Consider the following 11917-nt stretch of genomic DNA (forward strand, 5'->3'; position numbering starts at 1 on the left):
TCTAAAGACAACTAGTATCCTTAGAGATATAAAACTCAATAACTCCATAGATACATTTGCCCTCGCACAAATAGGCCCTATCTATGGCTTAATTTTAAAACCATAATTATAAGACCTTGCATCTATGATGATGTTCATATTTTCTATTTGACAAGTATTTCACTACAACCATCTCCTGTGTAAATAAATCCTATTATAAATAATTTATCATTTAATATATTTCATGTCAATAATTTTAAGTGACTTATACTCTAATTCTTATATACAATCCTGTTTATTAATCTAAGGATTTAGATAACCCATCTCTTCTATTTCCATTTCGACCAATAACTGTGTCGGCTGTAATTAGAGAATTTAGAACTGACTCCTCTACCGCTTCTGCAGCTGCTCTAAAAAAGAAGTCGATATAATTTTCATTAATTACATTAACTTTACTAGTTACACATTCCTCATAATGTTTAATTTTATTAGCTGTACTAAAAGCAATTGCTATATCACCACTTCCATTTCCAAGATAAGAACCTAATCTTGTTATACCCACAATACTTCTCTTTGCCACTCTTTTCAATTGTCTTGGTGATAGCGGAGCATCTGTAGCTAAAATTATCATAATAGATCCCTTTTCCAAATTATCTATATTACAGTTTGTATTAGTTATATTTACACCTATATTATTCCCATATAACATAGGTTTTATATCATTGTTATTAAGTATAAAATCTTCCTTGATTCCAAAATTGGATAATACCAATGCACCTAGTGTATATTCTTCATCTTTTATATTTATTTTTCTAGAAGAAGATCCTATGCCACCCTTATACCCAAAGCAACTCATTCCAGTTCCTGCTCCTACTGCTCCTTCTAAAAAATCTGTAGATGCATTATTTATACTTTCAAATACGTGCTCTTCTTTAACATGAAGTCCTCTAATATCATTTAGATACCCATCATTACATTCTCCAACTATAGGGTTAATAGTTCCTGTTTCAACACCTATATCAGTGTTTATTGAAAGCATATATCTGACTAATCCTTGGCTTACTGTCCCCACATTTAAAGTATTTGTAAGCATAATTGGTGTTTCAATTGTTCCAAGTTCCTCTAATTGTATGGTTCCTACAGTCTTTCCAAAACCATTTATTACGTGAACAGCTCCATATACTTTATCCTTGAATAGATTTCCATCATGGGGTAATATAGCTGTTACTCCTGTGTTTACATCTCCATCTTTTAATGTAACATGACCTACCCTTACTCCTTTTACATCAGTAATTTTATTTTTTTCTCCCCTTGGTAATTTTCCTACAGTAACTTCATAATCTCTAATTCTCTTCATTGTTTCCTCCTAAATTCAAATCACTTATTATAACACTCTATACACTTATCTATATATTTTTAAATAATGACTTATTAAATATTCATCTTCTTAATTTTACTATATTATCTTTCTAAATTTCAAAGTTCTATAATTATTTTCCACTTTTATCTTGAAATGCATATATGTTCATTGAAAGGAGTTGATACTATGGCAATAACAAATACTAAAAATAATACAGCCTTAGTTATTAAATATACAAAGGGGCAAAACCAGGATGATAGTCCGAAAATTCAAAGTCAAAAGTTTTCAAAGGTAAGTGGATCTGCTACTGATGAAGAGGTCTACAATTTAGGCATAGTAATTGGATCTGTACTAATAAGTGAACCTACAGAAATTAAAAAACTAGATGATTATACTTTGAATGAAGGCTAAAGATAAAAAATTTCTACTCTCTCATAATTATAATTCTAAAAAATAAGGAGGATTAATAATGGAAAAAAAATTAGTTATGACCTTTAAGGATGAAACGGAAAATAAATTTAATCTTACAGTTAACTCTGTTAAAGATAGTATATCACCTACAGAAATTAACAATATAATGGACTATATTATATCAACTGAAATATTTAAAAGCAAAAATGGAAAATTAGTTTCTAAAACTTCTGCTGTAACTGTAGATACTAGCGCTACTGAACACCCAGTAGGTAACTAAAAAGGAGTGATAAACACGAGGATACTTTTTTAGTATCCCCGTGTTTATATCACTCCCTTTTTATATTTTCATTTCCTTTCACCTGTATCTCTTGTTATAAGCTAAAATTAATTACTATATAATGTCTAAATCTAATTCATTTCTTAACATATCTTCGTAGGTTTCTCTTTTACATATGAGCCTTGGTCCTAATTTTCCAACTAAAACCACTGGTGCCTTAGGAATCTTATTATAATTACTACTCATGGAATAGCAATAGGCTCCTGTAGAAAGCACTGCTAATATATCACCTTTTTTTACCTTTGGAAGACTTATATCATTAATTAATACATCTCCTGATTCACAACATTTACCAGAAATAGTAACCATAGCTTCTTCATTATTTTCTACATTATTGGCTATTAATCCTTGATACTGTGCACTATATAATGATGGTCTTATATTATCTGTCATTCCCCCATCTACAGATACATATTTTTTAATATTAGGAATTTCTTTAACTCCTCCAATAGTATATAAAGTGATTCCACTATTTCCAACTATACTTCTACCTGGTTCTATTATTATATTAGGATTTTTCATCTGTAATTTTCTACTACAACTCTCTACTTCATTTAAAATTCCAGCACAATATTCCTCTATAGTTTTGGGATCGTCACCTTCACCATAATATATACCAAAACCTCCACCTAGGTTAAGTTCTGTCATAGTAATTTCAAAATGATTATTAATACTATTCATTAAATTAATCATAATCCTTACAGCTTCTCTATATGGTTCTATATCAAATATCTGCGATCCTATATGACAGTGAAGTCCTTTTAAATTTATATTCTCAAGCTCACTTATACTCTTTACTACTCTAAATATATTATCCTCCAAAAGAGTAAATCCAAACTTAGAATCAATCTGTCCAGTCTTGATATATTCATGAGTATGTGCCTCAATTCCCGGAATTATTCTAAGTAATATATCCTGAGTTTTTCCATAAACCTCACATATATTATTAATATTCTCCAATTCCATCATATTGTCCACAATAAAGGTTCCAACACCCGCTTTTATTCCTAGTTTTATCTCTTCAATAGTTTTATTATTTCCATGAAAATATACTTTATCCATAGGAAATTCACTGACTATAGCAGTGTAAATTTCTCCTCCTGATACAACATCCAGGCATAGGCCTTCATTCTTCATAACTTGAACAATAGCCTTAGTTAAAAATGCTTTTCCAGCATAGGCTACTTTGTTATCATTTATTTTTGCACCCATATCTTTCATATATCTTCTACAGTTATCTCTAATTTGCTCTTCATCCATGACGTAAAGAGGAGTTCCAAATTTCTTAACCAGCTCTAAAGTATTAATTCCACCCACAAAAAGATTGTTTTCTTTAACATTCATTGTTCCAAATAAGTTCATAGTAAATTCTCCTTTCAGCTCCCCACTATAAGTTTATGAGAGTAATATTTATTTGGGTACTTATGTACCAAAAATAAAAAAAGGCGGACAAAGGAACACCCTTGTCACGCTCAATTTAATTCACTATGAACACAACAGGTGTTACTTTGTAGCTCTCCACTATTTTCATAGTGGCAGTATAGCACATATTTTGTACTATCCCAGAGAATATCCTTGCCAGATTATTCTCTTCGGCTTTTCTCCCCTTTCTTCTTGTATCATCGTGTGCCCACTTCTCAAGAATACTTTTGGTAAAAGCTCCTCTACCCTAAATAACATCTCTTAATTATCTAAATTTAATTTTAATACTTATTGGGATAAATATTTTAATTTTCTTAATAATATAATACTCAACAAACATAGTCAATACTTATTTAACATATTTTTTAACTCAACATATACATTTTAAATTTCACTTCTTATATTTTGTATTTATTACATTATTTTCTTGATATATTTCATAACTAATCATATAATTTGTATATAATATACTGTATTTAGGAGGAATCTATATGGGAATAAATATTGTACTTTTAATTATTGCATCCTTATTCTTTGGTATTGGAATATGCATAAGTAAATTAAAGTGGTATTGGCTAATCTCAGGATACAACACTATGAATAAAGAAGAAAAAGCAAATGTGGAAATTGAAGCCTTAGGAAATTATATGAGTAAAACATTCTTTTTTATCTCTAGTTTGAATATTATCGGATTTATATTAAATTATTTTTTTAATATTTCTTTATCTATTTTTATAGTTCTAACTGTAATTGTACTACTGTATTCTATTTATAATTGTCAACGCTTTGACCATAATCCAAACTCTAGTAAAGAAACAAAAATTGTATTAGTAATAGTTATATTTATTATGCTGATAACTTGTATACCTATAATGGCTATTGGTTATTCCTCAACTAAAGTAACAATCACTGATACTTCTATAAAAATATCTAGTGGAGTTAATGCTTCAATTCCAAAGGATAAAATAAAAAGTGTTTCCCTAGTAGATGAAATGCCTAAAATTCATATTAGGACAGGCGGCATAGGTATGGGTAGAATCCAAAAAGGAAATTATAGTCTAGAGAATGATATTAAAGCTAAGCTATTCTTAGCTAGCAAAGAGGGTCCCTTCATTGAAATCATATTGGACTCAAGCCCTTCCCATTATTACATTAACTATAAAGATTCAAAGAATACTAAGACAACCTATGATGATATTATAAATAAATTAGACTTAGATAAATAATACAATAACATGAATTTTTACTATAACACTACTACCATATATACAATATATTACTAGTATTATTTTATGTAATTCTACAAATGATAATATTACTTATATTAAGGAGGAAGTATTATGTCTAAAAATTCTTGTAAAACTAAAAATAAAAAAACTACTTCACTAAAATCTGATCCAATATCCCCTAAATACCAAGAAGGTGTTAAAAATAAAGCTAATGAGCATTCTCCATATGGAGAAAATGAACCTTCTACTCATACTATCTTTAGATAAGATAAGCTAACTAGGAATAATCTTTTACAATTTTATTCTTAGTTAGCTTTAAACTTATAATTTCCTTATACTATTTTTCGTTATTAAATATGGTGAATAGATCTTTTATTTTTAGTCTATTACCTGTATGAAGTATTACTACAGAGTATACCCTAGCTGTAAATAGAGTCAACACTACAATTGTTGCTATTAATATTAATAATGAAACTCCCATCTGAACTATACCTATTGTTTCTGACAAAATCATAGATGGTATATAAAATGGTGCTGAAAATGGTACATAGGTTGCAATGGTTCCTATCACTGATTCTGGTGACATTATTGCTGCATATGCTAGGTAAAAACCTATTATTGAAATAAATGATACTGGCATTATAGCTGTATTTAAATCTTCTAACTTACTTATAGTTGCACCAACTAAAGCATTTATAATAGCATACAATACATATCCTAATATGAAGAACAGTATTATTAATACCACTTGTATCACCGGAATTTTTCCAAGTACTGCTGATATATCAAATATATTTGCAGATGTATCTATAAACTTCTTAACTATAGCTCCACTTCCTACAAAGGATATATAGGCAGTTAATAATATAGATGCAAACTGAGTTATTGCTAAGAATCCCATACCAACACACTTACCTACAACAAGTTCCATTGGTTTAGTTGATGTAAGTAATAATTCCATTACTCTTGAGGTTTTCTCTGCAACTATAGAACTGGCAACCCAATATCCATAAAAATAAATTATATAGAATAGTAGCATACATGCTACCATAGGAAATACCATTTTTATTATCATATCTTCCAAGGTATCATCCTCATCACCTGCAGTAAATACTTGAGTGTTTATAGGTGTAGATAATTTTACTAGCTCTTCTTGTGATACTCCAGCCTTAATTAATCTACTATTATTTAAAATACTAGATATAGTTTCCGCTAGTATTTGTCCATCCTCTGAAGACACAGCATCACTAGTGGGTGTTATTACCTCCACGTAATATCCTATGTTTTCATTACTAATAGAAACTAAAACCATCTTATCTTCTAAGGTTTTAAGTTTTTCTAATATAGCCTCTCTACTTTCTGTAGCCTTTTTTAATTTTAAATTTGGAAAAGCTACTTTTAATCCTGACTCTAAATCTACCTTCAGGTCAGAGTCATTCATATAATAAGCAGTCTCTATTCCAATTTCTTTGCTACCATTAGTTGCCTCTTTACTGTCATCATCCTTACCAAAAATTGCAGGAATAAAGTTTACTAATGATGTTAATATAAGCACCGCTATCAATATTATGGTGGTAGAAATCTTAAATGCCTTACCCTTAACTTGTTGAGCTACAGTGAATTTTGTAACCTTCCAGAAATTATCCATACTCAATTCTACTCACCTACCTTTTCAATAAATATTTCATGAAGAGTTGGTTCCCTAAGCTCAAATCTAATAACTTGAATATTTCTACTTAATATTTCTTTAAGTAAACTTGTAGCTTCATCTTCACTATTAATACTTAACTCTATATAATCTTGATTTTCATTTAAAATTTTCATATTAGCTTTTTCCAATAGTTCTTTTATATCTCCATCACAACTTAAAATTAAGTGATTTCTTCCATAAGATTTTTTAATCTCTTTTAAGTTACCACTTAACACAGTTTTGCCTTTATTAAGTATAACAAGATTCTCACAAAACTCTTCTATAGTACTCATTTGGTGACTTGACATTATTATATATTTACCTCTTGCTATTTCTTCCTTAATTATATCTTTAAACAAATCTGTATTTACTGGATCAAGTCCACTTAAAGGTTCATCTAAAATTAGTACTTCTGGATTAGATATTAAGGCTGCAATAAATTGTATTTTCTGCTGATTACCCTTAGATAATTGCTCTGCTCTTTTATCTCTATATTCAGTAGCTTCTAATCTTTCAAGCCAATATTCAATACTTTTTAACGCCTCCTTGCGAGTCATTCCTTTTAACTCACCAAAGTATATTAATTGATCTAACACAGTAAATTTTGAATATATACCACGTTCTTCTGCTAAATATCCTGTTGAAACTTCTTTAGAATTATACGGTTTCTCATTCCAAGTAATCGTCCCATTATCTTTTTTCAACATTCCTAGCATCATTCTTATGGTAGTAGTTTTTCCTGCACCATTAGTTCCTAATAATCCAAAAACTCCCGGTTCTTCTATGGAAAAGCTTAAATTATCAACTACCAATTTATCACCATAGCTCTTAGCAAGATTATTTACCTTTAACGCCATATTTCCTCCCCCTTATCAATTTTTTCAATTGAGTTATGTTATAACTTTATGTAAATCCTTTTTTACCCATGGTATAAATATATATTATTGTTAATTTGTAGTCAATACACTTTTTTTTAATATAACTTGAATTTTACTTGAAACTACTTGAATTTATACCTATTTTCTTCTTCAACAATTATATTTTATTATTCTATGTAATATGCAAAAACACCTAAAAGGTGTTCTATAAGCATTAAATATATAATTTTATATTTATTTTAATCTGCCCTAAGCTTCATTCCCTTTACTATAATACCAATGATACCTATAGATAATATAATATCTCCAATACTGGCTATACCCCCATACTTCCATAACTTATATGGTATTACATCTGCTAGAAATTTAAACTTTGTTTCTCCACTAATAATAGAATATAAACCTTTAGTTTCTACTGGTCCACTTACATTTAATATGTCCATAGCCTTTGTACTAATAGGCATAGTACATCCATTTCCGAATATAACCACTATATTCAATAAAAAGCCTATCCCAATCACTAAAATCATCTTATATTTTCTATTGATATATATAAATGCCATTATACAACTATACATTACTATATTTAAAACATAAGTTAAACTTCCAATTTGAAGGTTTCCTGATTTAAGAAAAATCTTCATTATAAATTCCACTAAAAACCCTAGGGCTATAAGCCACCATCCTTTAATTTCGAGATTATTTAAATTTTCTATATTTCCTTTTAGCAAATATCCTAATACTACTCCAAGAATCACTGAAAATAAGAACATGTCTATCCCCCATATATGTAAAATATTTTAAGTTAAATTATTTTTAATTATTATATTAAGGCAACTTTCCACCATTCTTTCCTACAATTCTTAAATAAGTTTCTGCCACCTTAGGATGAAATTGAGTACCTGAATATTTTTTAATTTCCTCTAAAATAATACTTTCCGAAAGTCCTTTCCTATAAGGCCTATCAGATGCCATAGCATCCACCGTATCTGCTAGTTGAACTATGTAAACATTTAAAGGTAATTCATCACCTTTTTTACCATCTGGATATCCTTTTCCGTCATACCTTTCATGATGGTTTCTAACTACAGGATAAACATAATCAATATTTTTAATATCCTTAATTATTTTAATTCCTATCTCCGGATGTTCCTTTATTGCATCGAATTCCTCATCCGTTAACTTACCTGGTTTATTTAAAATAGCATCACTAACTCCAATTTTACCAACATCATGCAGCATAGCAGCTATATTTAATTCTTCAATACTCCACTGATTATATTTTAACTCTTTTCCAATAGCTACAGATATCTCTGCAACTCTTCTAGAATGTCCTTCTGTATATTGATCCCTAGCATCAATTGCATTCATTAAGGCTTCAACAGTATCAATAAACTGAGATTTTGAATCTGAATATAGTAATAGAGTATATCTAATTAACAATAATGGAAATGTTATGAATGCTATGCCTAAATAACCATACTTAATAAATACTAGTGCTAATAAAATTCCTATTGGAATCATAACTACAGAATTTAATATTCCCATTCTTATATTACCCGTAAAACAGAATACTACATTCTTATTTGTAACTATAGACATTAATATAGACATTATTAAACTATTAACTATTATGAAAGCAAAACAAAATACTATCAATGGTCCTATATTGCTAACTATAAAGCTTAGACTAAATTGTCCACCTAAGGTTTTATAAAAAAAATTACCAACTACAACTGGTAATATTAACGCACAACAATTAAATATTGTTCCATATAGTGGAGTATTAAATACATGTTTATACTTATATCCATATATATTTTCATCAACCTTAATTACTCTACATAAAAATCCTAATATAAGAATTATAATGCATTCAAACGTTCCAAATAACACAAAGGAAGCTATAGTTACAGCAAAACTTGTACTAAAAGACATATTCTTAAATGATACTGTAAATGATTCTGTAATTGCTGTTAAAATTATGAATACTATAATATTTGTAAAATTACCAACTTCAATTTCCATTTTCCCATTCATTATAGGAATTACAAAAGAAATTACAGTAACTAAATAAATTAAAATAAAAAATCTTTTTTGTTTTAAAGATATATTATTCATCTTATTCCTCCGATATATTTAAGGCCGATTATTTATTAATCTTAACTATTAAAATATCCAAGTGATAGTTGAACCACCACCCATTGCTAAAGCTAGTAAAGCTATTAAAGCTGGCATAACTTTTTTCATGTTTTTCATTATAAAATCCCCCTTATATGCAAATTAACAAAGATCCGCTAAAAATCTGTCATAATTTCCACTCCGCTAAGGGAAGATAAATAAAACTTAAATATAATTTAAATATAATCGGCCATTAAACCAGTTTAACTATTTTTCTATTCTTCTGTTTATTGCATCAAGAGTGGCCTTTGCTATTGCCTCATTTACATCATTTCTTACAATGGCAGTTCCTATTAGAACTTCTTCTGCAATGTCATTTATCATATTTACAATAACGGTTACATAGGATATATTTCTAATTGAATTTACTACTATATCCTCTACATCAAAAACAGAGACTTGTCCAATTATTTCTTCTACAGCTGACACAGTAGCTTTAGCTACTACCTTAAGTCTATTAATACTTGTTCCAATTGCAGTTTGCGTAGACGTATACTCATCATCATCCATATTTAATCTAATTTCACATCTTACGTTATTATCTTTAACTTCTAAAGAAATACCTTCATATCTAATTCTCTTTATAGACTTCGTTTCCCCAGTATCTATTTGAGCTATACTAATTAATTTTCTATTTATTCTATAATTAAATATCGCAAGAAGTGCTGATTCGATGTCTCTTACAATCTGTTTAGGTGATCTTGTAGTATTTGCAATTATATGAACCTCTTCTACTTCATCCTCATTATATACTACTTTACTATGAGTTACACCTTGAATTTTCGCTATAACATCTTCAAAGGACATAAAATCCATAATTAACACCTCATTTTTATATTTTCAGTTAAATTATACATCATATTTCCTTTATTAACAATATTAATATCTGTAATTATTTTGAAATGTGTTCTTAACATTATATTATTATTGAAATATGGATTATTTTTTACTAGAATTTGTAACAAACTTAAGACTATAAAATAAAAATATGTTGAGATATAGATCTACCTCATATCTCAACATATTAATGTACATTTTCTAAAATTTAATTTTATTTTCTGGAGCTGCATACTCCTTAGCTTCTACTGGCAATCCCTTTTCCTTTAGTACATTATTAATTACACTTACTATAATTGAATAAATCACAGCAAATGTTGGAACTCCTAATATCATTCCTACCACTCCAAATAATCCATTTCCTAAAAGTATGGCAAACATTACCCAAAATGCAGTCAATCCTGTGGAGTTTCCTAAAATCTTAGGCCCTAATATATTTCCATCAAACTGTTGAAGCACTAAAATAAATAATATAAACCATAATGCCTTAATTGGACTAGCAATAAATATAATTATAACACTAGGAACTGCTCCTATAAATGGTCCAAATACCGGGACAATGTTAGTTATTCCTATTATAAAGCTTACAAGAAGTGGATATGGCATTTTAAATATCTTCATACCCACAAAGCATATGATTCCTATAATTAATGAATCTAACAACTTACCACCAAGAAAACCTATGAAAGTTTTATGACTAGACCTAGTGAGCTCTATTACATATTTTACAGGTTTCTCCGGTAACATAGCATATAAGAATTTTTTAATCTGTGCAAAAAATTTTTCTTTTCCTGCTAATAAGTAAATAGATATAATTGTTGCTATAAATATGTTTAGTATATATTGAGTAATATTAGCAGAGAATTGGAATAAATCTAACACTGCTGTGCCTGCAATACTTGTTATATACTTAGATATGCTATTAAAATCTTTTACTATATCTTCTACCATATCACCATTTAAATTTAAAGCTATAACTATATTATTTATGTATTCCTCTAGAGCCTTAATATAGTCAGGTATATTTTCTAAAAGTGTATATATGCTACGACTCAGCTCTGGAACTAATATAGAAAATACAATACTAATTAATATAGCTGCAGATATATATGTAATAGTTATTGAAATAAACCTTTTTGCTTTGTACTGATTTTTCTTGTCCATAAATTTAAGAACTTTATCTTCTAAAAACTTTAATGGTATAGCTAATAAATATGCCATAGAAAAACCATATATAAATGGCATTAATAGTTTAATTACTTCTCCTACTTTATTAAAAATACCTCCTAGATTTTTTATTATAAAAAACAGTATAATCCCTACTGAAACTACAATAATATTAGATATAGTTCTTTTAGCAATATTGGAGTTTAGTTTTATTTTCATAATTGTCTCCCTTATTTTACTTTTTAAATTTTTCTATGTTCTAAATTATATATCAACATTACTTATTTAATACTTAAGTTTATTGTTTATTTCCACATTATTAACTTATGCTACACAATTATACTATTTCTTAAGCTTATTTACTACAATAAACCTCGAAACAAAAGAAGTTCTTATATATCGCCATAAATAAGAACTTCTTTA

General features: G+C 28.4%; 12 protein-coding genes and 1 riboswitch. Of the genes, 4 read left to right on the forward strand and 8 right to left on the reverse strand.

Features of this window, described 5'->3' with window-relative positions:
- Positions 1 to 277: 277 nt before the first annotated feature.
- Complete coding sequence (locus B2S02_RS16170) at positions 278 to 1336, reverse strand: P1 family peptidase (protein WP_346876550.1); 1059 nt, start codon at positions 1334 to 1336, stop codon at positions 278 to 280.
- Between the two features lie 189 nt (positions 1337 to 1525).
- Between B2S02_RS16170 and B2S02_RS16175 the strand changes: the two genes are divergently transcribed.
- Together B2S02_RS16175 and B2S02_RS16180 are read left to right on the forward strand one after the other, a co-directional pair.
- Positions 1526 to 1750 (forward strand): DUF1659 domain-containing protein, encoded by a 225-nt coding sequence (locus B2S02_RS16175; RefSeq protein WP_346921032.1) that lies wholly within the window; start codon positions 1526 to 1528, stop codon positions 1748 to 1750.
- Positions 1751 to 1808: 58 nt separating this feature from the next.
- Complete coding sequence (locus tag B2S02_RS16180) at positions 1809 to 2030, forward strand: DUF2922 domain-containing protein (protein ID WP_346878246.1); 222 nt, start codon at positions 1809 to 1811, stop codon at positions 2028 to 2030.
- 114 nt (positions 2031 to 2144) lie between these two features.
- Here the strand turns inward: B2S02_RS16180 and lysA are convergent, their stop codons facing one another.
- Positions 2145 to 3452 carry a diaminopimelate decarboxylase gene (gene lysA / locus B2S02_RS16185; RefSeq protein ID WP_346921033.1) on the reverse strand — a complete coding sequence of 436 codons (1308 nt, stop codon included), beginning with the start codon at positions 3450 to 3452 and terminating at the stop codon, positions 2145 to 2147.
- A 141-nt stretch (positions 3453 to 3593) separates the two neighbouring features.
- A riboswitch (Lysine riboswitch) is annotated at positions 3594 to 3765 on the reverse strand.
- 238 nt (positions 3766 to 4003) lie between these two features.
- Between lysA and B2S02_RS16190 the strand changes: the two genes are divergently transcribed.
- Both B2S02_RS16190 and B2S02_RS16195 read left to right on the forward strand, forming a co-directional pair.
- Positions 4004 to 4738 carry a DUF3784 domain-containing protein gene (locus B2S02_RS16190; protein WP_346878245.1) on the forward strand — a complete coding sequence of 245 codons (735 nt, stop codon included), beginning with the start codon at positions 4004 to 4006 and terminating at the stop codon, positions 4736 to 4738.
- Between the two features lie 114 nt (positions 4739 to 4852).
- Entirely contained in the window at positions 4853 to 5008 is a 156-nt protein-coding gene (locus B2S02_RS16195) for a hypothetical protein (protein WP_346847482.1), read from the forward strand.
- 70 nt (positions 5009 to 5078) lie between these two features.
- Here the strand turns inward: B2S02_RS16195 and B2S02_RS16200 are convergent, their stop codons facing one another.
- The 6 genes from B2S02_RS16200 to B2S02_RS16225 all read right to left on the reverse strand — a co-directional run bounded on the left by B2S02_RS16200 (position 5079) and on the right by B2S02_RS16225 (position 11713).
- Positions 5079 to 6389, reverse strand: coding sequence for an ABC transporter permease (locus B2S02_RS16200; protein ID WP_346847483.1), 1311 nt, complete (start codon positions 6387 to 6389; stop codon positions 5079 to 5081).
- A gap of 8 nt (positions 6390 to 6397) precedes the next feature.
- Positions 6398 to 7288 (reverse strand): ABC transporter ATP-binding protein, encoded by an 891-nt coding sequence (locus tag B2S02_RS16205; protein ID WP_346878244.1) that lies wholly within the window; start codon positions 7286 to 7288, stop codon positions 6398 to 6400.
- 260 nt (positions 7289 to 7548) lie between these two features.
- Entirely contained in the window at positions 7549 to 8082 is a 534-nt protein-coding gene (locus B2S02_RS16210; RefSeq protein ID WP_346847485.1) for a DUF5317 family protein, read from the reverse strand.
- A 55-nt stretch (positions 8083 to 8137) separates the two neighbouring features.
- Complete coding sequence (locus B2S02_RS16215; protein WP_346847486.1) at positions 8138 to 9430, reverse strand: HD-GYP domain-containing protein; 1293 nt, start codon at positions 9428 to 9430, stop codon at positions 8138 to 8140.
- Positions 9431 to 9697: 267 nt separating this feature from the next.
- On the reverse strand, positions 9698 to 10306 hold the full coding sequence (locus B2S02_RS16220; RefSeq protein ID WP_346876557.1) for a hypothetical protein: 609 nt from the start codon (positions 10304 to 10306) through the stop codon (positions 9698 to 9700).
- A gap of 222 nt (positions 10307 to 10528) precedes the next feature.
- Entirely contained in the window at positions 10529 to 11713 is a 1185-nt protein-coding gene (locus B2S02_RS16225) for an AI-2E family transporter (RefSeq protein WP_346847488.1), read from the reverse strand.
- Positions 11714 to 11917: the final 204 nt, after the last annotated feature.

It is taken from the genome of Clostridium sp. UBA7339 (assembly GCF_002470865.1).
GTDB lineage: Bacteria > Bacillota > Clostridia > Clostridiales > Clostridiaceae > Clostridium_J > Clostridium_J sulfidigenes.

Coding starts and splice junctions, on each gene's coding strand:
- B2S02_RS16170 (WP_346876550.1), bottom strand. CDS start 1,336: ATGAAGAGAATTAGAGATTATGAAGTTACTGTAGGAAAATTACCAAGG.
- B2S02_RS16175 (WP_346921032.1), top strand. CDS start 1,526: ATGGCAATAACAAATACTAAAAATAATACAGCCTTAGTTATTAAATAT.
- B2S02_RS16180 (WP_346878246.1), top strand. CDS start 1,809: ATGGAAAAAAAATTAGTTATGACCTTTAAGGATGAAACGGAAAATAAA.
- lysA (WP_346921033.1), bottom strand. CDS start 3,452: ATGAACTTATTTGGAACAATGAATGTTAAAGAAAACAATCTTTTTGTG.
- B2S02_RS16190 (WP_346878245.1), top strand. CDS start 4,004: ATGGGAATAAATATTGTACTTTTAATTATTGCATCCTTATTCTTTGGT.
- B2S02_RS16195 (WP_346847482.1), top strand. CDS start 4,853: ATGTCTAAAAATTCTTGTAAAACTAAAAATAAAAAAACTACTTCACTA.
- B2S02_RS16200 (WP_346847483.1), bottom strand. CDS start 6,389: ATGGATAATTTCTGGAAGGTTACAAAATTCACTGTAGCTCAACAAGTT.
- B2S02_RS16205 (WP_346878244.1), bottom strand. CDS start 7,288: ATGGCGTTAAAGGTAAATAATCTTGCTAAGAGCTATGGTGATAAATTG.
- B2S02_RS16210 (WP_346847485.1), bottom strand. CDS start 8,082: ATGTTCTTATTTTCAGTGATTCTTGGAGTAGTATTAGGATATTTGCTA.
- B2S02_RS16215 (WP_346847486.1), bottom strand. CDS start 9,430: ATGAATAATATATCTTTAAAACAAAAAAGATTTTTTATTTTAATTTAT.
- B2S02_RS16220 (WP_346876557.1), bottom strand. CDS start 10,306: ATGGATTTTATGTCCTTTGAAGATGTTATAGCGAAAATTCAAGGTGTA.
- B2S02_RS16225 (WP_346847488.1), bottom strand. CDS start 11,713: ATGAAAATAAAACTAAACTCCAATATTGCTAAAAGAACTATATCTAAT.